19 protein-coding genes and 1 other RNA gene are annotated in these 21,764 nt (G+C 60.8%); 10 read left to right on the top strand and 10 right to left on the bottom strand.

Annotation, left to right across the window (positions count from 1 at the left end):
- Nucleotides 1-32: 32 nt before the first annotated feature.
- Nucleotides 33-719: a response regulator transcription factor gene (locus tag RX717_RS14510; RefSeq protein ID WP_054327442.1), complete on the top strand. Its 687-nt coding sequence runs from the start codon at nucleotides 33-35 to the stop codon at nucleotides 717-719.
- Nucleotides 716-2,371: a sensor histidine kinase gene (locus RX717_RS14505; RefSeq protein WP_054327443.1), complete on the top strand. Its 1,656-nt coding sequence runs from the start codon at nucleotides 716-718 to the stop codon at nucleotides 2,369-2,371. The genes RX717_RS14510 and RX717_RS14505 overlap by 4 nt, the downstream gene beginning before the upstream one ends.
- A 34-nt stretch (nucleotides 2,372-2,405) precedes the next feature.
- Here RX717_RS14505 and RX717_RS14500 read toward each other — a convergent pair whose 3' ends face one another.
- A complete protein-coding gene (locus RX717_RS14500; protein WP_082397158.1) occupies nucleotides 2,406-2,627 on the bottom strand; it encodes a helix-turn-helix domain-containing protein in 222 nt (73 codons plus the stop codon).
- A 107-nt stretch (nucleotides 2,628-2,734) separates the two neighbouring features.
- Between RX717_RS14500 and RX717_RS14495 the strand changes: the two genes are divergently transcribed.
- Nucleotides 2,735-2,929, top strand: coding sequence for a hypothetical protein (locus RX717_RS14495; protein ID WP_054327444.1), 195 nt, complete (start codon nucleotides 2,735-2,737; stop codon nucleotides 2,927-2,929).
- Here RX717_RS14495 and nspC read toward each other — a convergent pair.
- The 5 genes from nspC to speD are packed head-to-tail and all read right to left on the bottom strand — an operon-like array spanning nucleotide 2,924 to nucleotide 8,484.
- Nucleotides 2,924-4,054 (bottom strand): carboxynorspermidine decarboxylase, encoded by a 1,131-nt coding sequence (nspC, locus tag RX717_RS14490; protein WP_054327445.1) that lies wholly within the window; start codon nucleotides 4,052-4,054, stop codon nucleotides 2,924-2,926. The genes RX717_RS14495 and nspC overlap by 6 nt on opposite strands.
- A 1-nt stretch (nucleotide 4,055) precedes the next feature.
- Entirely contained in the window at nucleotides 4,056-5,315 is a 1,260-nt protein-coding gene (locus RX717_RS14485; protein WP_054327446.1) for a saccharopine dehydrogenase family protein, read from the bottom strand.
- Between the two features lie 23 nt (nucleotides 5,316-5,338).
- Nucleotides 5,339-6,196, bottom strand: a complete 858-nt coding sequence (gene speE / locus RX717_RS14480; RefSeq protein ID WP_107631516.1) for a polyamine aminopropyltransferase — start codon at nucleotides 6,194-6,196, stop codon at nucleotides 5,339-5,341.
- 12 nt (nucleotides 6,197-6,208) lie between these two features.
- The gene (locus RX717_RS14475) at nucleotides 6,209-7,672 is read right to left on the bottom strand and encodes an aminotransferase class I/II-fold pyridoxal phosphate-dependent enzyme (RefSeq protein ID WP_107631517.1); all 1,464 of its coding nucleotides are present in this window, start codon (nucleotides 7,670-7,672) and stop codon (nucleotides 6,209-6,211) included.
- A 47-nt stretch (nucleotides 7,673-7,719) separates the two neighbouring features.
- A complete protein-coding gene (speD, locus tag RX717_RS14470; RefSeq protein ID WP_054327448.1) occupies nucleotides 7,720-8,484 on the bottom strand; it encodes an adenosylmethionine decarboxylase in 765 nt (254 codons plus the stop codon).
- A 526-nt stretch (nucleotides 8,485-9,010) separates the two neighbouring features.
- Here speD and RX717_RS14465 point away from each other — a divergent pair.
- The 3 genes from RX717_RS14465 to RX717_RS14455 all read left to right on the top strand — a co-directional run bounded on the left by RX717_RS14465 (nucleotide 9,011) and on the right by RX717_RS14455 (nucleotide 11,187).
- Nucleotides 9,011-9,694 (top strand): peptidoglycan recognition protein family protein, encoded by a 684-nt coding sequence (locus RX717_RS14465; protein ID WP_316960411.1) that lies wholly within the window; start codon nucleotides 9,011-9,013, stop codon nucleotides 9,692-9,694.
- A gap of 138 nt (nucleotides 9,695-9,832) precedes the next feature.
- Complete coding sequence (gene aroF, locus RX717_RS14460) at nucleotides 9,833-10,852, top strand: 3-deoxy-7-phosphoheptulonate synthase (RefSeq protein WP_107631519.1); 1,020 nt, start codon at nucleotides 9,833-9,835, stop codon at nucleotides 10,850-10,852.
- Nucleotides 10,849-11,187, top strand: a complete 339-nt coding sequence (locus tag RX717_RS14455) for a hypothetical protein (protein WP_054327451.1) — start codon at nucleotides 10,849-10,851, stop codon at nucleotides 11,185-11,187. The genes aroF and RX717_RS14455 overlap by 4 nt, the downstream gene beginning before the upstream one ends.
- A gap of 43 nt (nucleotides 11,188-11,230) precedes the next feature.
- On the opposite strand, the gene RX717_RS14450 is transcribed toward RX717_RS14455, so the two are convergent.
- The 3 genes from RX717_RS14450 to RX717_RS14440 form a co-directional block, all read right to left on the bottom strand.
- Entirely contained in the window at nucleotides 11,231-12,352 is a 1,122-nt protein-coding gene (locus RX717_RS14450) for a DUF362 domain-containing protein (RefSeq protein ID WP_107631520.1), read from the bottom strand.
- 383 nt (nucleotides 12,353-12,735) lie between these two features.
- A complete protein-coding gene (pdaA, locus tag RX717_RS14445; RefSeq protein WP_054327452.1) occupies nucleotides 12,736-13,569 on the bottom strand; it encodes a delta-lactam-biosynthetic de-N-acetylase in 834 nt (277 codons plus the stop codon).
- 44 nt (nucleotides 13,570-13,613) lie between these two features.
- A complete protein-coding gene (locus RX717_RS14440; RefSeq protein ID WP_159068154.1) occupies nucleotides 13,614-14,513 on the bottom strand; it encodes a DMT family transporter in 900 nt (299 codons plus the stop codon).
- 106 nt (nucleotides 14,514-14,619) lie between these two features.
- On the opposite strand from RX717_RS14440, the gene RX717_RS14435 reads away from it, so the two are divergent.
- Entirely contained in the window at nucleotides 14,620-16,449 is a 1,830-nt protein-coding gene (locus RX717_RS14435; protein ID WP_159068155.1) for a copper amine oxidase N-terminal domain-containing protein, read from the top strand.
- Between the two features lie 38 nt (nucleotides 16,450-16,487).
- On the opposite strand, the gene RX717_RS14430 is transcribed toward RX717_RS14435, so the two are convergent.
- Entirely contained in the window at nucleotides 16,488-16,820 is a 333-nt protein-coding gene (locus tag RX717_RS14430) for a hypothetical protein (protein ID WP_107631523.1), read from the bottom strand.
- A 207-nt stretch (nucleotides 16,821-17,027) separates the two neighbouring features.
- On the opposite strand from RX717_RS14430, the gene RX717_RS14425 reads away from it, so the two are divergent.
- From RX717_RS14425 to dnaX, 3 genes are all read left to right on the top strand, one after another.
- Nucleotides 17,028-19,496 carry a transglycosylase domain-containing protein gene (locus RX717_RS14425; protein WP_159068156.1) on the top strand — a complete coding sequence of 823 codons (2,469 nt, stop codon included), beginning with the start codon at nucleotides 17,028-17,030 and terminating at the stop codon, nucleotides 19,494-19,496.
- 59 nt (nucleotides 19,497-19,555) lie between these two features.
- An RNA gene (gene ffs, locus RX717_RS14420) (signal recognition particle sRNA large type) lies at nucleotides 19,556-19,821 on the top strand.
- A gap of 308 nt (nucleotides 19,822-20,129) precedes the next feature.
- The gene (dnaX, locus tag RX717_RS14415; protein ID WP_316960410.1) at nucleotides 20,130-21,755 is read left to right on the top strand and encodes a DNA polymerase III subunit gamma/tau; all 1,626 of its coding nucleotides are present in this window, start codon (nucleotides 20,130-20,132) and stop codon (nucleotides 21,753-21,755) included.
- Nucleotides 21,756-21,764 lie beyond the last annotated feature (9 nt).

Below are 21,764 nucleotides of genomic sequence, written 5' to 3'. Positions count from 1 at the left end.
GGCCGCGGGCGCGGCCGACAAGGAGGAAACGCATGATTTACTGCGTGGAGGACGACGCCGGCATACGGGAGCTGGTCGTCTATACGCTGCAGAATACGGGGCTGGAGGCGCGGGGCTTCGCCGATGGCGAAGCCCTGTTCGCCGCTTTGCGGGAGCAGAAGCCCGACCTGCTGCTGCTCGACATCATGCTGCCCGGCGAGGACGGCATCTCCATCCTGCGCCGCCTGCGGGCGGTGCGGGAAACCGCAAAGCTTCCCGTAATCCTGCTTACGGCGAAAAATACCGAATACGATAAGGTGGTTGGCCTGGACAGCGGCGCGGACGACTACGTCGCCAAGCCCTTCGGCATGATGGAGCTGGTCGCGCGCATCCGCGCAGTGCTGCGCCGCACCCAGGACAGCCCGCCCGGCGAGGGCGGCGGCCGTCCGCTGGTGGCGGGGAGCATTTGCGTGGACGAGCGGGCGCACAGCGTCCATGTAGGCGCGGACGAGGTGCAGCTTACGCTGAAGGAATACCAGCTCCTCTGCCTGCTGATGAAAAACCAGGGCGCGGTGCTGACGCGCGACGTGCTGCTGGAAAACATCTGGGGATACGGGAATGAGAGCGAGACGCGCACGGTAGACGTGCATATCCGAACGCTGCGGCAGAAGCTGGGCGCGGGCGGCGCGCTGATCGAAACCGTGCGCGGCGTGGGCTACCGGATGGGGGAAACCCGATGAGAAAGCGCGTCTTTGGAAGCATTTTTCTGACCGCGCTGGTCACGCTGCTGCTGACCGCGTCGCTGCTGCTGGCGGCGGTGCATTCCGGCCTGTCGGGTAACGCGCGCGAGCGGCTCGCGGGCGAGTGCGGCTACATCGCGCGCATTGCCGAGCGCGGGGACCGCGCCGCGCTGGAGGAGATCGGCCAAAGCTATACCGACCGCATCACGCTGGTCAGCGCGGACGGCGCGGTGCTTTATGATAACCAGGGCGACGAGGACAGCATGGAGAACCATCGGGAGCGGCCGGAGATCGAACAGGCCCTGCGGGACGGCGTCGGGGCGTCCAGCCGCCTGTCGGACACGCTCTCCCAACAGACCTATTATTACGCGCAGCGCCTGCAGGACGGCACGGTGCTGCGCGTGGCCTCGACTGCGGACAGCGCGTTCGGCGCGCTGTCCGCGGCGTCGCCGTGGATCGTGCTGATCGTGCTGCTGGCGCTGCTGGTGGCGGCGTTGCTCGCAAGCTGGCTGACTCATGTGTTCCTCGCGCCGATCGTGGCGCTCGACCTGCACGACCCGCTCAAGAACGACGCATACGACGAGCTTTCCCCCCTGCTGCAGCGCATGGCCAAGCAGAACCGCAGGATAGAAGCGCAGATGTCCGAACTCAAGCGCCGGCAGGCCGAATTTGACGACGTTACGGCGCGCATGGACGAGGGGCTGGTGCTGTTTTCCGCGATGGGCGACATCCTGTTCGCAAACCGCGCGGTGCGCGCCCTGTTTCCCAAGGACAGCGCCTCCGGCGGCTATCTGACACTGTGCCGCGATCCGGAATACGTCCGTGTGGTTGAGGAAGCGCTCGGCGGCGAGAGCGCGCACGGGCGGATGGAAAAGGACGGCCGCGTGTACTCGCTGACCGCCAGCTCGGTCGCAGGGGAGGGGCAGAGCCATGCGGCGGTGCTGTTCGTGGTGGACAGCACCGAGCGCGACCAGGCTGAGCGCCAGCGGCAGGAATTCACCGCCAACGTGTCGCATGAGCTGAAAACCCCGCTGACCAGCATCATGGGCTATGCGGAGATCATGGAGAACGGCATCGTCAAGCCGGAGGATGTCGCGCCCTTTGCGGGCAAGATACGCGCCGAGGCGGTGCGCCTGCTGACGCTGATCGAGGATATTATCCGCCTGTCCCAGCTTGACGAGGGCGGCGCGCCGGCCCCGTTTGAGCCGGTGGAGCTGCTGGCGCTCTGCGGCACGGTGCGCGACCGGCTGCAGCACAAGGCGGCGGCGCACAAGGTTACGCTGGCCGTGACGGGGAAGCCGGTCACGGCGCAGGCGCAGCGCCGCACGCTCGAACAGATGGTATTCAACCTTGCGGACAACGCGGTTGCGTATAACAGGGCGGGCGGCAGCGTGACGATAGAAGCCGGAGCGGAGGGCGGCGCGCCCTTTATTCGGGTGTCGGATACCGGCATTGGCATTGCGCCCGCGGACCAGGCGCGGGTGTTTGAGCGGTTTTACCGCGTGGACAAGAGCCACAGCAAGATGACCGGCGGCACCGGCCTGGGGCTGTCGATCGTCAAGCACGGCGCGGCGCTGCACCATGCGAAAATTGAACTGCAGAGCGCGCTGGGTGTGGGGACAACCATCACCCTGCGTTTCCCGAAAGCATAAAAAAAGAGCTGCCATGCGGCAGCTCTTTTTTTGGTTATTCAGGAGGGAGCGGCTCGGAATAATCAGTTAAACCGAGCAGGTATTCCAGATTGACATGGTAAAACCGCGATAATTTGATTAGGATAGGAAGCGGAATTTTTCTTACATCATTTTCATAATTGCTGTAAGTGTTTTGCGATATATTTAAATATGTTGCAATTTCGTCTTGCGTGAGGCTACGGATTTTTCGCAATTCTTTAATTCGGTAAAAATACATTTAGAAACTTCTTTCATATGTAATTTATCTCGTGATGAGATATTGACATTTATCTCAATATGAGATAAAATTATATCAGATTCCAAAACAAGAGGGGGTGCCGCAATTTGGAAGCTCCACGGACACCCGATATCTTTTCGTCCTATTCGGAAAAGCAGCGGCAGGAATCCATATACCGGACCATCTATATCAGAAAAGAATATGCCGCCCAAATTGAAAAGCTCGCGGTACGGCACGGCATTAGCTGGAACCGCGCCGCCGTCCTGATCCTGCAAAGCTATCTGGACGGTATAGCCTTATGACAGGCGCCCCTTGAAATCCTCATAATCAAACATCCGTATTACCTCGTCCGTGCCGTCCGCGCGGCGCATGGCGATCAGCGGCAGCGGCACACCGTTGAAAGTGTTGGTTTTGACCATCGTGTACAGCGCCATATCCTCAAATACCACTTGGTCGCCCGGGCGCAGCGTGTTATCGAACGAGTATTCGCCGATCACATCGCCCGCCAGACAGGAACGGCCGGTGAGCAGATAGGTGAACGCCTTTTTGCCCGGCTCGCCCGAACGCCATACCGGCGGGCGGTAGGGCATTTCCAGCACATCCGGCATGTGGCAGGCCGCGGAGGTATCCAGTATTGCGATTTCGGCATGGTTGTGCATGACCTCAAGCACGGTTGAGATCAGCCAGCCCGCATTCAGCACCACCGCTTCGCCCGGCTCCAGATAAATCTGCACGCCGTATTTTTCGCGCAGGCGGTTGACGCACTGGACGAGCGTTTCCACGTCGTAATCGTCGCGCGTAATATGGTGGCCGCCACCGAGGTTGAGCCACTTCATGCCCTCCATGTATTTCCCGAAGCGTTCCTCGAACGCATCAACCGTGCGGACGAGGTCGTCCGCGTTCTGCTCACACAGGGTGTGGAAGTGGAAGCCCTCGATGCCGTCCAGCAGCTCGGGCTGGAAGTTTTCCAGCGTGACGCCGAGCCGCGAGGTCGGGCCGCAGGGGTCGTACATCGCGTGCGCCGCGGGCTGGGTCGAGCATTCGGGGTTGAGCCGCAGGCCGCAGCTTTTGCCCGCCGCGCGCGCTAAATTGCCGTAAGCCTTCCACTGGTGGAAGGAGTTGAACACAATATGGTCGGCGTACTGCAAAAGCTCCTGAAATTCGCCCTCCGCGTAGGCGGGGGAGTAGACGTGCGTTTCGCCGCCGAATTCCTCCCTGCCGAGGCGGGCTTCAAACAGGCCGGAGGCGGTCGTACCCGCGAGATACTCGCGCAGCAGCGGGTACGCCGAAAACATGGAAAATGCCTTCTGCGCGAGCAGGATCTTCGCGCCCGTGCGGTCGGCCACGTCGCGCAGCACGGCAAGGTTCTGCACGAGCCGGTTTTCATCCACAAGGAAGCAGGGCGTGGGCAGTTCAGTAAATCTCATGTCAGTCCACCAAAACGGGGTTGCCGTTTACCTGCCACGGCAGGCCCCACTTGTTCAGGGCCTCCATATACGGGTCGGGGTCAAACTCCTCGACCGTGTATACGCCGGGCTTGGACCACTTGCCGGTCATCAGCATGGCCGCGCCGATCATGGCCGGCACGCCGGTGGTGTAGCTGATGGCCTGCGAGCCGACCTCGCGGTAGCAGGCCTCGTGGTCGCACACGTTATAGATATAGGCGGTCTTTTCCTTGCCGTCCTTCTTGCCGGTGAAGATGCAGCCGATGTTGGTCTTGCCCTTGGTGCGCGGGCCGAGGGTCGCAGGGTCGGGCAGCAGCGCCTTGAGGAACTGGATCGGCACGATCTGATGCCCCTCGAACTCGATCGGTGTGGTGGACAGCATGCCGACGTTCTCCAGGCACTTCATGTGGGTCAGGTAGGACTGGCCGAAGGTCATGAAAAAGCGGATGCGCTTGACATTCGGGATGTTTTTGGCCAGCGACTCGATTTCCTCATGGTGGAGCAGGTACATGTCCTTGCGGCCGACCTGGTCGAAGTCGTACTCGCGCTTGATGGACATGGCGGGGATTTCGACCCAGTGGCCGTCCTCCCAGTAGGAGCCGGGCGCGGAAACCTCGCGCAGGTTGATCTCGGGATTGAAGTTGGTGGCGAACGGGTAGCCGTGGTCGCCGCCGTTGCAGTCCAGAATGTCAATGGTGTCGATCTGGTCGAACAGGTGCTTCTGAGCATAGGCGCAGTAGGCCTGCGTCACGCCCGGGTCGAAGCCCGAGCCTAACAGCGCGGTCAGGCCGGCCTTTTCGAACTTCTCCTTGTACGCCCACTGCCAGGAGTAGTCGAAATAGGCGGTGAAGCCCGCCTCCCTGCAGCGCTTCTCGTAGATCGCGCGCCACGCGGGATCGTCGGTGTCCTCCGGCTCGTAGTTGGCGGTGTCCATATAGTTGACGCCGCACTTGAGGCACGCGTCCATGATGGTCAAATCCTGATAGGGCAGGGCAATGTTCATCACGATGTCCGGCTTGTATTCGTCGATCAGCGCGCACAGCTCGTCCACGTTGTCCGCGTCCACCTTGGCGGTGCGGATTTTGGTGGGGGTGCGCCCCTCAAGCTGTTCCTTGATCGCGTCGCACTTGGATTTGGTGCGCGAGGCGATCATGATTTCTTCAAAAACGTCGCTGTTCTGGCAGCATTTGTGGATGACCACGCCGGCCACGCCGCCGCAGCCGATGATAAGGGCTTTTCCCATGGTGTTGTCCTCCTTGTGAGTCGTTATTCTTCTACTTTTTCCAAAAGCCGTTGCACATAATTGGGCAGGTAGAACGCGCCCTTGTGCAGGTTGGTGTTGTAATAGCGGGTTTCGATGCCGCGGGCGTTCCAGTCGTCCGCCTTGAGGTCGCGCACCGGATGAACCCCGCGCGAGGAAAACCCAAACAGCCAGTGGCCGGAGGGGTAGGTGGGGATGTGCGCCTGGAAAAGGCGCGACAGCTCGAACGAATGCACAATGTTGCGGTGCGCGCGCTGGCAGGCGAGCGCGTCGCCCTTGTAGAACGGGCTTTCGTGCTGGTTGACCAGCACGCCGTGCGCCCTGAGCGCCTTGTAGCAGTTGCCGTAGAACTCCATCGTAAACAGGCCCTCGCCCGGGCCGAAAGGGTCGGTCGAGTCGATGATGATGAGGTCGTACTCGTCCTCGATGCGGCGGATGTACTTCAGCCCGTCCTGATAGAGGATGTGTACGCGCGGATCGTCCAGACTGCACGCCACGGTCGGCAGGTATTCCCTGCACACCGCGACCACGCGCTCGTCGATCTCGACCAGGTCGATATGCTCGATGTGTGGATATCGGCACAGCTCACGCACGCAGCCGCCGTCGCCCCCGCCGATGACGAGCACCTTTCTGACCGTCTCGCCCAGCACGGCAAGCGGGACATGCACCATCATCTCGTGGTAGATGAATTCGTCGCGCTCGGTCAGCATCATATAGCCGTCGAGCGTCAAAAAACGGCCGAACTCCTCGCATTCGAACACGTCGATGCGCTGGAAGTCGCTCTGCTCGGTGTAAAGCTGCCGGTCGACCTGGATTGCCAGACCGACGGTCGGCGCGTGCATTTCGGTAAAGGTCAATTGCATAACACAGACTCCTTAATTGGCTGCGGGGCTGATAATACCGCGGATGACCTGCAGGCTGTCCACATTCGGGTCCTCGGTGCCGAGCAGCATACAGTTTTTCTCCTTGGCGTAGCGGATGTAGTCGAGGATCTCGCGGGTGATGCGCTCGCCCGGGGCGAGGATGGGAATGCCCGGCGGGTAGCACATGACGAACTCCGCGCAGATGCGGCCGACGCTTTCCGCCAGCGGGACGCCCTGCTTTTCCGCATAGAAAGCCTCCTGCGGCGCGGCCACCACCTGCGGGGAGATGTACTCCTGCCGCATGAGCGTGGCCTTGTCGCGCTTGTAGCGGCGGCGGATGTCGGACAGAGCGGCCACAAAGCGCTCGAGGTCGCGCTCGCGGTCGCCGACCGAAACATAGGCCAGCAGGTTGCCAAGGTCGCCGAATTCGGTCTGGATGTCGTAAAAGTCGCGCAGGATATCATATACTTCAATGCCGGCAAGCCCCACGTCCAGCGTGTTGACCGCGAGCTTGGTCACATCGAAATCGAAAACCGTGTCGCCGTTGATCAGCTCGCGGCCGTAGGCGTAGTAGTCGCCGATCTGATTGATCTCATCGCGGGCGTACTCGGTCAGGCGGGTGACCTTGCGGAAGATATCCTTTCCGTACAGCGCCAGGTTCTTGCGCGAGATATCCAGGCTGACCATCAGCAGGTAGGAACCCGAGGTGGTCTGCGTCAGGTTGATGATCTGGCGCACATATTCCGCGTTCACCGACGGGCCGCACAGCAGGAAGCTCGACTGTGTCAGCGAGCCGCCCGACTTGTGCATGGAAACCGAGGCGAGGTCCGCGCCCGCGGCCATCGCGGAGACGGGCATGTCCTCGCCAAAGTAGAAATGCGTGCCGTGCGCCTCATCCGCGAGCACCTTCATGCCCCTGGCGTGCGCCAGACGGACGATCTCACGGATATCCGAGCAGATACCGTAGTAGGTGGGGTTGTTGACCAGCACCGCCTTGGCGGAGGGGTGCTTTTCGATCGCGGCCGCGACGTCCGCGACCGACATGCCCAGCGAGATGCCCAGCCGCTCGTTGGTCTGCGGGTTGACGTACACCGGCACCGCGCCGGTAAGCACGAGCGCGTTGATGACCGAACGGTGGACGTTGCGGGGCAGGATGATCTCGTCCCCGCGCCCCACGACCGAAAGGATCATCGACTGCACGCTCGAGGTCGTGCCGCCGACCATCAGGAACGCATGAGCCGCGCCGAAAGCCTCGGCGGCCAGCTCCTCCGCCTCACGGATGACGCTGACCGGATGGCACAGGTTGTCCAGCGGCTTCATGGAGTTGACGTCCACGGTCATGCACTGTTCCCCGAGGAATTTTGTCAGCTCGGGATTGCCGCGTCCGCGTTTATGCCCGGGGACATCAAACGGGACGATACGCATATCCTTAAAATGTTCGAGCGCCTCCTTGATGGGCGCGCGGGACTGGTCCATAGCTTTGCCTTCTTTCACATACGGAAGCGCGGAAAGCCTCCGGTACGTCAGTAGATGTTTTTGCCGCTAAAGATCTCGATCATCTCGCGGCGCAGGTCGGAATGGATTTTGAGCCGCGTCTTGGGCGGCAGCTCGTAGATATCGGTGTTGAACAGGTAGTTCTGCAGGTCAACCTCCTTGAGCAGCATGCGGGTGTGGAACAGGTTGGCCTGGTACACGTTCACATCGTAAGCGTCGTACAGGTCGAGTGTGTGCGGGTCGATGAAATCCTGGATCGAGGTCATCTGGTGGTCCATGAACAGCTTTTTCCCCTCGATATCGCGGGTAAAGCCACGTACGCGGTAGTCCATGGTGATGATATCCGAATCGAACGAGTCGATCAGGTAATCGAGCGTGGACAACGGCGTGATCTCGCCGCAGGTCGCCACGTCGATATCCACGCGGAACGTGGCAAGGCAGGTGTCCGGATGGTATTCCGGATAGGTATGCACGGTGACATGGCTTTTGTCCAGATGCGCCACGATGGTATCCGGCTCGGGCGCGGGCTTCATATGCTCCTCCGCGATCAGGAAGGTGACGGAGGCGCCCTGCGGGTCGTAATCCTGTTTGGAGATATGCAGCACATGCGCGCCGATCATCTCGGTCACGCGCTCCAGAATGCCGGTCAGCCGCTCGGAGTTGTACTGCTGGTCGATGTAGGCGATATAGTCGCGCTGCTCGCGCTCGGTTTTGGCATAGCATACGTCGTAAATGTTGAACGACAGCGCCTTGGTCAGGTTGTTGAACCCGTACAGTTTCAGCTTGTTTTGCATACCGGTAATCCTCACAATTAAAAAATCCTCAAGCGAGGTGTCCGCGCGCGGCCATCTCAGCTTGAGGAATGCAATCTCTCTTCCGTTCGGGCAAATGCCCGCAACGGCTCTGTCTGTGGAAGAGGAAAGAGTCTATATAGCAAGAATTTACTTTTACTACTCTTATTGATTGTTTCACAAGTGTGATGCGCCCACGGCACACGGCTTTTAAGCAGCCAACTTATAAAATTCAATAAGGCAACAAAGTTGCCATGTTCGGCATTTGACCCGGCTGTCCGTATGGCCTTGGCTCCCCTTTGGGAGAAAGGGGGCGGTCAAAGAATTCTGCTGGTAAAGGCTTTGCCTCTCCGAGTAAATATAATTATATCGCACGAAACGCCGGAATGCAAGTTTTTCTTACAGGAATTCCGCGGGGGAAAGCGAGGTTTTTTATGGGAATAAAAAGTTTACATCCATGCCTTTGAAAAAGCTGTCGAAACGTAGTACAATAGAACCACTGGAACGAGGGATAGGGAGAGCGGACGGATTGAAGATTGCAGGGTTTTACAGTGGGAAAAAAGGGAAAAAGCGGCCGAACCGCCGGCCGCTGCTGCTGGCGGTGCTGCTGCTGGCGTCGTTTGCCGCCGGTATGCTGACGCATCGGGCGATCAGCCGGCCGCCGCAGCCGGACGCGGGGCTCAGCTATATTGAGGACATACCGGTCTATACGGACTTCCTGCCGGAGGGGAGCGCGCGCGCGGCCGGGGAAAAACGCGAGATCAAATACCTCGTCATCCACGAAACGGATAATTTTTCCGCGGGCGCGACCGCTGCCGCGCATAACTCATTCATCCACCAGAACGCCGACGCGCAGGAAAATATCGTTTCCTGGCATTACACCGTGGACGACCACGAAATATACCATCACCTGCCGGACGACGAAACCGCGTACCATGCGGGCGACCAGATGAAAAGGAACGGCGGCAACAAAAACGGCGTCGGGATCGAAATGTGCGTCAACGAGGACGGCAACTATGAGCAGACGTTAATCAACACCGAAAAACTGTGCGCGCGCCTGCTGCTCGAATACGGTCTGGGTCCGAAGGCGCTGCGCAAGCATGAGGACTTTTCCGGAAAAGTCTGTCCGGCCCGTTTGATTGAAGACGGACGCTGGGAGGAATTCTGCACGGCGGTGGAACAGCGCTATGAGGAGCTGAAAGCCGCGCGGTAAAGGTTAGCATTTTACAACCTCGTGCAAAACCCGACCAAAGAAACAGGGCGATTTGTAGTAAATCGCCCTTTCTTTTTGGGCATTTTGGTGGTATACTGCAAAGGCTTATAATTTTAACTGATAAAGGAGTGAACCAAAATGATCGTTATACTCAAGCAGAATAGCGATAAGGAACGTGTAGACCGTTTGATGCAGCATTTTAAGGATATGGGGCTTACGATCCACTATTCTCAGGGCGAGAACACCACGATCTTTGGCCTGGTCGGCGACACCACCAAACTGGACGAAGGGGACATCATGGCCTATGACGTGGTCGAGCGCGTGCAGCGTGTGACCGAGCCGTTCAAGGCCGTCAACCGCAAATTCCACCATGAGGATACGGTCATTGAGGTTGCGGGGCGCAGGATCGGCGCGGGATACTTCAACGTGATGGCGGGACCCTGCTCGGTCGAGAGCGAGGCGCAGATCGTGGAGGTGGCCGAAGCGGTCAAGCGGGCGGGCGCGTCCTTCCTGCGTGGCGGCGCGTTCAAGCCGCGCACCTCGCCGTACTCCTTCCAGGGGCTTGAGGACGAGGGCCTGAAGCTCCTTTTGGAGGCCAAGCGCCAGACCGGCCTGCCGGTTGTAACCGAGATCATGAGCGAAAAGCACCTCGACCTGTTCGCGGATGTGGACATCATCCAGCTCGGCGCACGCAATATGCAGAATTTCATGTTGCTCAAGGAGCTGGGCCGGTCGGATAAGCCTATCCTGCTCAAGCGCGGCCTGTCCGCGACGATGGAGGAATTCCTGATGGCGGCGGAGTACATCTTCGCGGGCGGCAACACCAACGTCATCCTGTGCGAGCGCGGCATCCGCACGTTTGAAAAGATGATCCGCAACAATCTGGACATCTCCGCGGTGCCGCTGGTCAAGATATTCAGCCACCTGCCGGTGATCGTCGACCCGTCGCACGCCGCGGGCCGCCGCGATATGGTACAGCCGCTCTCGCGCGCCGCAATCGCCGCCGGCGCGGATGGCCTGATTATCGAGGCGCATAACGACCCAAAAAACGCGCTGTGCGACGGGGCGCAGTCGCTCGACCTGCCGCAGTTCGACGCGGTCATGCAGGACATCAGATGCCGCGCCGCGTTCGAAGGGCGGGAGATGATGCCGCAGTGAAGGACTTTGTGCGGTTCGGTGTCATTTTAAACCGAATGGCAAGCATGACGGGCTGGGTGCTGTGTCTGGCGTTGCTCCGCGACCCGCGGGAGCGGTCGGCCGTCGGCTTCGTACTGCTGCTCGGCTGGACGTTTTTACAGACCATTGGGGTGCTCGGGTTTGCGGCGCGCTGGCTACTCGGCCGCCTGGACGAAAGCGAGGAAAAAGTGTGGGGTACGGCAGATAAGCTGCGTGCGCATCTGGGTGAGCGCAAAGCCAAAGGCGTATACGCCGCGATATACGCTGCCATGCTGGCGGTAAAGCTCGCGCTGCCCGTCGGATTGAATCAAATATGAAAAAAGCGAGGCGGATGCCTCGCTTTTTGCTTGATGTTTGCGTTTAGATTTTGATGAGTTCATATTCCCGCGTGCCGAGGACGAGCTTCTCGCCATGCTCGAGCGCGGACTGCCAGTTCGTATCCGGATGGGCGGCGTGGAAGTGGTCGTGCGCGTCGTCAATATGGTGCCGCTCGTGCGCGTCGCGGAGCAGGCTGTCCGGATTGACCGGCGCGGCGTTGACCGCGTCCACGCAGGCCTGGTCGAGCGCGATCGGGTCAAAGGACGCAAACATGCCGACATTCGGCACGATCGGCACGTCGTTCTCCGCGTGGCAGTCGCAGTTGGGCGACACGTCGATAACAAGCGAGATATGGAAGCAGGGGCGCCCGTCCACGACCGCCTTGGTGTACTCCGCGATCTTGCGGTTCAGGACGATGTTGGATTCATCATAGCCGCAGCCGATCGCGTCGGTCGGGCAGACGCCGATGCAGCGGCCGCAGCCCACGCATTTGTCATGATCGATATGCGCCTTTTTATCCGTGATGGTAATAGCGTCGTGCGCGCAGATGCGCGTACACATGCCGCAGCCCACGCAGGGGGACGGATCGACCTGCGGCTTGCCCGCGTTGTGCTGCTCCATTTTGCCCGCGCGTGAGCCGCAGCCCATGCCGATGTTCTTCAGACAGCCGCCGAAGCCCGAAGACTCGTGGCCCTTGAAGTGGGTCAGCGAAATAAATACGTCAGCGTCCATAATGGCCTGTCCGATCTTGGCTTCCTTGACGTATTCTCCGCCCTCGACCGGCACATACGCCTCGTCCGTGCCTTTCAGCCCGTCCGCAATGATGACGTGGCAGCCGGTCGTGAACGGGCTGAAGCCGTTGAGGTAAGCGGAGTCCAGATGGTCGAGCGCGTTCTTGCGCCCGCCGACGTACAGGGTGTTGCAGTCGGTCAGGAACGGCTTGCCGCCGCGCTCACGGACAAAATCCGCGACGGTTTTGGCCCAGTTCGGCCGGAGATAGGCGAGGTTGCCCGGCTCGCCGAAATGGATCTTGATGGCGGTGAATTTCTTGTCGAAATCAATGGTTCCCATGCCCGCGGTTTTGAGCAGGCGGGTCAGCTTTTGCTGAAGGTTTTCGGTCAGCGTGGCGCGGAAGTCCGCGAAATAGACCTTGGCCTTTTCCATGATGGAATCATCCTTTCTTGTCTTACTTGCCCATGATGATAGTATAGCACAAAAAGGGGGGCAAAACAAGCGGATGGGGCGCATAGAGGGGAGAATATGGCAGAAAAAGGCGCGCGGCGCGCGCCTTTTTCTGCCTACCGCCCGCCCGAATGCTCCAGACAGCTTTTGAGCAGGGCTGTGACAACATGGTTCCAGCTCGTATTATTTTGAATGGCGATTTGTTCAATCTGGTTCGCAAGGGATTTTTCGATGTAAATGGTTTTATAAATTGATTCTGGGCGGGACGGTAAAGGAGGGATAATAACTTTCAAAGCACTCACCTCAGTCAAGTATAACGCAAAATTGTTGGAGAAGTGCTTTTTGTGTCAAAATGACACCAAAAATCAGGTTAAGTCGGCCAGGCTCCCGAACGTGTACCCCTCGCCCTCCCATTTGGTGAGCAGCTCGTCAAGGATGCGCGCATTCGTCTCGCTCGTCGAGTGCAGCAGGACGATCGCGCCGTTGTGGATGCGCGGCAGCAGCTTAGAGAACGCCTGTTCGTCGGTCGGCTGGTTGTCGGTATACCAGTCAACATAGGCCAGCGACCAGAACACAGTCGTATAGCCCAGCTCCTGCGCCTGCCTGAGGTTCTCCTCGCTGAATTTGCCCTGCGGGGGACGGTAGAACCGCTGCATCGGCTGGCCGGTCAGGGCGGTGAACTTTTCCTCAAGGCCGGTGATCTCCGCCTGGAATGAATCCATATCTGCAATCTTTGACATATCGGGATGGTGCAGCGTGTGGTTGCCCACGATATGCCCCTCGTCCACCATGCGCTTTACCAGATCGGGCGCGGTGTCGATAAAATTGCCCACCACGAAAAAGCACGCCGGCGCGTTGTGCTTCTTCAGCGCGTCCAGAATGGCGGGCGTGTTGCCGTTTTCGTAGCCCGCGTCAAAGGTCAGGTAGATCGTCTTTTGGGAGGTGTCGCCCACATAGTAGGCGTCCCACTGGCGGAGCGTATCCGCGGATACGTTACCGACGGGCGGCTGCCCCTCGGTTTGGAACGACAGACCCCAGTCGCTGACCGACGCGGGAACCGCGGCCTCGGTTTCAGCGTTTGCCTGCGCGGCGGGCGCATCGGCCTGTGGCAGCAGGAAGAACAGCACGGCAAGCGTAACGCATACGCCGGCCGCCGCGCCGATGCGGCAAAGCGTGTCGCGGGTAATGGTAATGAACATAAATAAACGCCCCCTCGGTGTAAAGTATGCCGGGGGGACGCGGCTTATTCCGAATTCTGCGGCCGGAGGCGGCGCACAAAGGCGAACTGCGTTTCGCCCGCGAGAATGCCGGTAAAAATGAGCAGGAAGCCCGTCAGCATGCGGCCAGTGACCGTTTCGCCGTAAAAGACAACCGAGCAGGCCACACCGAACACGGATTCGAGCGAAAGCAGCAGGGAGGCCTGCGGGGGATCGACATGCTGCTGGCCATAGGCCTGCAGGGACAGGCAGAGCGCCGAAGCGGTCAGGCCGAGGACGACCAGGCTCGCCCACGCGCCTGCGGTCGGCGGCGCATAGGGGGCGGCGCCGGTCAGTGCGCACACGCCCCAGCACATCAGCGCCGCCGCGCCGAGCTGGCCGATGGTCAGCGGCACAGGCTCGCAGCCCTGCTCCACCATATAGCCGACGGAAAGGATGTTGAGCGCGAACGCCGCCGCGCTGAGCAGGGTGGCGAAGTCCCCGGGCGAGATGGTCATGGCCTCGGTGACCGAAAGCAGTCCGATGCCGAGGATGCACAGGCCGGCGGCGGCGAACTGCCAGCCGGTCGGCCGGCGGCGCAGCGCGGCCCAGCCGAGGAACGGCACCAGCACGCAGTAAGCCGCGGTCAGGAAAGCGGACTTGCCGGGCGAGGTGTCCCAGTGCAGGCCAAGGGTCTGCAGCAGATAGGCAGCGGTCTGCGTCGCGCCGGTGATAAGGGAGGCGGCCAGATATCTGCGGCCGCGCAGCACGCCCAGCCGCCCGCGGAACAGCAGCGCGAGCGCCGCCGCGCCTACCGTGAACCGCACGGCCATGAGCAGGGCGGGCGGGAAGACGGCGGCGGCTTCCTTCATAACGAAAAACGTGCTGCCCCAGATGAACGCGGTGAGCAGCAGCGCGGATTTTGCTTTGGCCTGTGTGGAGTGCATGGGCATATCGCCTACTTTCGATCGTGAAAAATGGATAAAACGGAAATGGACGCTGCATCGGTTTTGGGGTACAATAAAAATAATAAAAACGCAAGGGGGCTTTCTTTTGAAACGGATCAGGCATTTGCTGAGGCGGCTGCTTGCCGCGGGCTTGGCGGCGGTGCTGTGCGGCGCGCTGCCCGCGGCGCTGGCGGCGGACGGGGAGCCGCCGCTGTATGAGGTTTACGGCTATGCGTCGCCCGAGGAATTCATGGAGCTGTTTTTGGGCGGGGATGAGGGGCTGACCTATGATATGGTCAGCAGCAAATATGCGCTTTATATCCAGGCGCTCGAAGCGGACGAAAGCCTGGCCTGCAATTATTACGGCACGGATTCGGTCGGGGAAGCGGCGGAAGAGTGGGGGACGACGCGGGAAGCGCTGATCGCGGAGTTGGCGGCGTACCTGGCGATCGAGGACGTGTCCGCCATGGAGACGGACGGCGTCTGGGATCCGGACGGGCTGGACGCACTGGTTGCGTTCGGCCTGGTGCCGCGCACGCCACCGGCGGTGAGCGTGCAGTTGAACGGGAAAGCGATCGTGTTCCCAGATGCGCAGCCCGAGAGCCGGAACGACCGGACCATGGTGCCGTTCCGCGCGATTGCGGAGACATTGGGCGCGGCGGTCGGCTATGCGGACGGCGCCGTAACAGCCGAGCTGGCGGGGCGGACGTATGCTTTCGCGGCCGGCAGAGATACGCTGGCGATTTCGGATGCGGAGAGCGGCGCGGTGCTGGAGACGGTCGCGCTCGATGCCGTGCCGTACGAGAAGGAGGGCCGTACCTACGTTCCGGTGCGCTTTTTCGCGGAGGCGTTCGGCCTGACCGTCCGGTGGGACGAGTATGAGCAGGTCGCGGTGCTGTACGACAGGGACGCGCTGCTCGACGCGCTGAACGCGGATTTCTCCATTGTCAACCAGTGGATCGCGGCCCAGCCGGAAATCGATCCGGAGCAGGCGCTGCGCACGGCGGCGGCCATCGAGGTGGCCTATACGGCGTTCAACTCGATCGATGGGGACGAGCATTACCCCATGGAGGGTACGCTGGAGGTCATCAGCCAGGGCGGGAGCGTGCAGCTTGACCTGCGGCTCGACCTGTACGCGCTGGCGGCGCTGTATGCGCAGGAAAGCGGCTGGCTGCTCGGCATGGGTATGGAGGATTTGGCGGAGAAATACCGGACGGAGCTGGAAAACGCCCGCTTTGAAATGATCTATAACGCGGATACCGATATGCTGTACCTGCGCTGTCCGCTGTTGTTCGGGCTGCTCGCGGAGGATGCGCCGGAGGGCGCTGCTGCCGCCGCGGACACGGATAAATGGTTCAGCGTGAGTGGCCTGGCCGAATCCGGCGGCGTTGGTATGATGGATATGAACCCCGTCGTACTGGTCACCGGCAGCTTCCTGCCCCTGGCTGCGGATGCGGAAACCGCCGGCGAGTATATCGTCAGCCGGACCGAGCAGAATTGCGAAACATGGGGCAACTACAGCGAGCTGTGGTACCGCACACACAGCATGGCGCAGAACTGTGCGCTCAAGGCCGGCGACAGCCTGTTCGCCCGCAGCGGGTCGCGCTACACCGCGCCGGTCGGAAGCGAAGAGGTGTGGGAGGACGGCAGCTACTTCAAGGGCTGGTTCACGCTGGACGTGCAGACCGGCGGGATCACGGGCGAGGGTGAGCGCCGCGAAAGAGACTGGTTCAGCGACATGCTGATAACCTACAGCTATCAGGCGGAGGCCTCGTCCGCACGGGTGGAACAAACAATCCACATCAAGAACCAGGGCATTCTCACGATGGCGGTCGAGATGGAGCAGCAGCCCCATGACAGTTCGCCTGCGGCGCAGCCGCCGCAGGAAGAGGAGGTCGTCGACTTCGAACAGTGGGTCGAGGGTCTGTGGGACTGAAGAAAACAGGAAAAGCGGGCGCGTATGCGTCCGCTTTTTTACGAGCTGTAGTCCTCCAGCAGTTTGGCGAGCGCTTCGGCATCCGGCAGGACGACGCCGGCCCCGAGCGCCTCACGGTCGGCCTGCGGCAGCGAACGGGTGTCGATCTCCGTATAGAAGACCGTTTCGCCGCCGCGGGACACGGCGAGCGTCCCGCCCGCATCGTAGGCGACATAAGGCTCGAGCGGCGCGTTTGCCGCAACCGCAGACGGGGCAAAATAGGCGCGCGCGGCAAAAAAAGCGCAGGCCAGCGCGAGGATACAGGCCGCCAGGGCGATGCGCCTTTGGCGGCGCGCCCGCTGCAGGGCGAGCATGTAAAAACCTTGCATCATAGAAAAAACATCCTTTGAAAAAGGGATTTGCTTTGAGTATTCCCGTAAATTTGTAAAATATTCGGGAACGAATGTAAAATTTGTTTGGAATTTGGCGCGCGGTGTGGTATAATACCACCGTATGCTGGGAACAAATCGGACGCCGCCAGCGTCCGACTGGAAAAGACCCTGCGGCGCCCGTCGCCGCCGGGTAAGGAGGAAACCGAATTGTCGACTGGCAAAAGAAAAGGATACGGCGTTGGGTATTTCATATCCCGCGTGCTGCTGACGCTGCTGCTGATCGGCGTGCTCTGCGCCAGCTTCTGCGGCATTGCGTTCGCATATTATGTGCACGCTTATATCAACCCCTCCGCGCAGGAAACGGCAAAGGGAATCAGCCAGGGCCTGGGCCTTGACCTGAATTCTTTCATTTACAACTATGATCCGGAAACCGGCGCGGAACAGCTTTACGAAACAATCAAGGGTACGGAAAACCGCATCTGGGTTGACAGCGAGGAGATTCCGGAGGACCTGAAAAACGCTGCGGTCGCGATCGAGGACGAGCGCTTTTACAAGCACCACGGCGTAGACTGGAGGCGTACGCTGGGCGCGGTCAGGGGCTGGCTGCTCGGCGGCGACCAGTACGGCGGCTCGACCATCACCCAGCAGCTCATAAAGAACGTGACGGAGGACAAGGATTACTCGGTCAAACGTAAGGTCAACGAGATATTCCGTGCGCTGGCGCTGGAAAAGGAGATCGACGACAAGGACCGCATCCTGACTATGTACCTGAACACGATCTACCTCGGCCACACCTGCTATGGCGTAAAAACCGCGGCCACGACCTATTTCGGCAAGGATGTCTCGCAGCTCGACCTCGCGGAATGCGCGGCTCTGGTCGGCCTGACGAACAACCCCTCCATTTACGATCCCTATAACCATCCGGATCGTGTGAAGGAGCGCCAGGAGGCGACGCTCGGCAAGATGCTGGAGCTGGGCATGATTACCCAGGAGGAGCATGACGCGGCCGTTGCGAAAGAACTGGTGTACCGCCCCTATGAGAAATACCAGGAGGAGATCGGCGACCCGTACACCTACTTTACCGACGCGGTCATCCAGGACGTTAAAAAGGACCTGATGGAGCAGAAAGGCTACTCCGAGCAGGTCGCAAGCAATATGATCAACTCCGGCGGCCTCAAGATCTATGCTACGATCGACACCAATGTCCAGAATATCCTGGATACGGTCTGGGCGGACGATTCGGTGTTCCCCAATACGGAGAAGTATGGTGAACGGCCGCAGAGCGCTATGGTCATTACGGACAAGCAGGGCAATATCAAGGGCATTGCAGGCGGCCGCGGGGAAAAGAATGGCAAGTTGGATTTCTCCTACGCGACCGACGCGCACCGCCAGCCCGGCTCGTCTTTCAAGCCGCTGTCCACCTATGGCCCGGCCATGGACAAGGGCATCATCGTACCCACCTCCACCGTGTATGACAAGGCGCTCCGCATGGGCGACGACGGGCGCCCTTGGCCGATGAACGACGGCAAAATGCCGACCGGCAAGGCGATGTCTATCAAAAGCGGTATCACCAGCTCGGTCAATACGATTGCCGTGCAGGTGATGAACATGCTCACGCCGCAGGCGTCCTATGATTTCCTGACGCAGCGCTTGGGCTTTGAAGATTCCCTGGTCGGCACCCGCACCAATGCGGATGGCACCGTGCAGTCCGATATCGACCTTGCGCCGCTGGCTCTCGGCGGCCTGACCGACGGCGTGACCGTGCGCGAAATGGCGGGCGGCTTCTCGACCTTTATCAACGACGGTGTGTTCGCCGGCACGCGGACCTATACCAAGGTGCTCGATTCCGAGGGCAACGTGGTGCTGGAGAACAACCCAGGCACCGAGCTTGGCTTTGAGAACGTGCGCACCGCGTATTATATGCTGGACTGCATGCAGGCGGTTACCGCATACGGCACCGCCTCGGGGACGACGATTTCGGGCGTGGAGACCGCGGGCAAAACGGGTACCACGACCTCGAATACGGATATCTGGTTCTGCGGTGTGACGCCTGAATATTCCGCCGCGGTCTGGGTTGGCTACGAGCATAACTACACGCTTGACGGGCTGTACGGCCGCACGGCGGCGGGCATCTGGAAAACGGTCATGACCCGTGTGCATGAGGGCGATTCCGGCTTGGTCTTTGATTCGCACCCGCAGGATTTCGAGACCGCCTCCTACTGCATGGACAGCGGGCTTGCCCCGTCCGGCGCGTGCCGCGCGGCGGGCCGTGTGGCGACCGGACGCTTCTGGAAAGGACAGACGCCAACCGAGCTTTGCCCGCACCAGGGCTTCAAGACCTATGATTACGGCAAGACGACCGGCATCGAGGTTGAGGAGGAAGAGGAAGAAAAGCCGGAGGAGCAAAAGCCGGAGGACCAGCCGACCAATCCGTCGGTTGATCCGGAAACCGGACTGCCGGTAACGCCGACCGACCCGGAGGGCGGCGGTACGAATTCGGGCGGCACGACCGATCCGGGCGGCAGCACGAACCCGGGCGGCACAACCGATCCCGATGGTACGACCGACCCGGGCGGGACAACCGACCCCGGCGGTACGACGGACCCGGGCGGCACGACCGATCCGGACACATCAACCGAGCCGGAAACGCCGCCGCCGGACGATCCGGAGGCATAAAACGCGGCCGGCCGGTGTAAACTAACAATCGAATACCTTTTGTTCAGCGCCGCACAAGGCCGCACACATCGGGGCGTTAGCGGTGCTCTGTACCCGCAATCCGCTACAGCGGGGATGATGCGGGCAAGGAGGGACGGGCTTTCGGCAAGGTGGTCGCCCACAGAGTGATGAGAGACCGGTACTGCGCAACGGAGGACTGTGAACCATGTCAGGCGGGGAACCGAGCAGCATTAAGCAGAAACCATCGTGTGCCGCAGAGCTGCCGATCTTGAGCTTAAAGTGCGAAGAACGGCCGGGCGTTCGCTTTCGAATTGTCCGCGTGCGGTCTTGTGGGGCGCTGAACGAGAGTGTATGGGACTTCAAAAGTCCCCTATATACGAAAGCAGGTTCCAGCAGAAACCTGCTTTCGATACCCGAACGACGCCGCCCAAGGCGGCTGAGTCGGGGTATCAAAAGTCAGGCGCATGTCCTGACTTTTGATGAAAACCGCGTGGCGGTTTTCTGTGCAAATGGCGCGCATGGCGCGCAGGAGAGACGCTTGGAGGCGGGCTTGCGCCCGCCTCTTTGTGGTGTGTGTGCGGGGCGTTTGCCCACAGGCGCAGCAGAAATTGAGGAAAGGGGTTGCGATAGGACGTGTATCAGGCATTATACCGCAAGTGGCGGCCGCAGACATTCGCGGACGTAATTGGGCAGCAGCATATCACGGATACGCTCCGCGCGCAGCTCCAGTCCGGACGGCTGAGCCATGCCTACCTGTTTACCGGTACGCGAGGCACGGGCAAGACGACCTGCGCAAAAATCCTTGCCCGGGCGGTCAACTGCGAAAATCCGGTCAACGGCGACCCGTGCAACGAATGCGCGGCCTGCCGGGGGATATTGGACGGGTCCGTACTGGATGTGACCGAGATCGACGCGGCCTCCAACAACGGCGTGGACAATATCCGCGACCTGCGTGACGAGACGCGCTACACGCCCGCGCAGGTAAAAAAGCGGGTGTTCATCATCGACGAGGTGCATATGCTCTCGATCGGCGCGTTCAACGCGCTGCTCAAAACCCTGGAGGAACCGCCCGAGCATGTGCTGTTCATTCTGGCGACCACAGAGCTGCATAAGGTACCCGCAACCATCCTGTCGCGCTGCCAGCGGTTTGATTTCCGACGCATCGGTGCGGAGGATATTGCGCGCCGCCTGCTCGATGTGGCGGGGGGCGAGGGCATCGGGCTGACCGAGGGGGCCGCGCGCCTGATCGCGCGCCTGGCCGACGGTGCGATGCGCGATGCGCTGTCCATGCTGGACCGCGCGGCCGCGGCGGGCGCGGTGGATGAACAAACGGTCACCGCAGCACTGGGCGTGATGGGGCAGGATGACAGCCTGCGGCTGGCCGGCAGCCTGAAAGCGGGCGATCTGGCCGCGGCAGTCGGCCTGTTGGATGAATATTATAACGCGGGCCGCGATTTGGCCTCGGTTTACGACCAAATGCTCGGCCTGATACGGGACGCGCTTCTGGTGAAAACCAGCAAAACTGATGTTTCCGCGCTGATTTCCCCCGCCTACAGCGTGCAGACCCTGCAGAAGCTGTGCGACGGACTGGCGGCTTCGACCCTGATCGCGTGGAGCCGTGTGATCGGCGACGCGCTCGACCGGATGCGCAGCGCGGCAAACCGCCGTGTGGAGGCCGAGCTGTGCGCGGTGCGGCTGTGCAGCCTGGACGCGGACAGCTATGATACCTTGGGCGGCCGCGTGGAAGCGCTGGAGGAAAAGCTGAAAAACGGCGTGCCGGTACAGGCCGCGCAGCCGATGCCTGCGGCCGTTCCGGACGCGGGCATCGGCGATGAGCCGCCCCCGCCGGACGACAGCGACGCGCCGGATTGGGCCGGAGGGCAGGAGGATACCCGCGCGCCGGGAAAAAACGAGGCGGCGGCTCCGGCAGCAGCTGACTGGCCGCACTGGCCCGCGCTGCTCGAAGCGTTGACCGGCAAGATCAACACGGGCGCGCATACCAATCTCAAGCTGTCCGCGCGCGGCATCGAGGAGGACGGCGCGCTCGTTATCCTCTGCGAGGATGGGATTACGGCCATGCTCGCCAAGGCGGAGCCGACCATGAAGGTCATCCGCGCGCAGGCGGCGGCGCTTGCCGGCGCGCCAGTTAAGGTTAAGGTGCGGGAGGCAGGGGACGAGCCGGTCCACAAAAAAAATACTGCGGTCGATGAGCTGATTGGCCGCGCGAAAGCGTTTGATATACAAGTGAAAGAGCTTTAAGGAGGACAT

Origin of the sequence: Intestinibacillus sp. NTUH-41-i26, assembly GCF_032769475.1 — a bacterium.
Lineage (GTDB): Bacteria > Bacillota > Clostridia > Oscillospirales > Butyricicoccaceae > Agathobaculum > Agathobaculum ammoniilyticum.
This window is presented reverse-complemented; position numbering and strand designations above follow the sequence as displayed.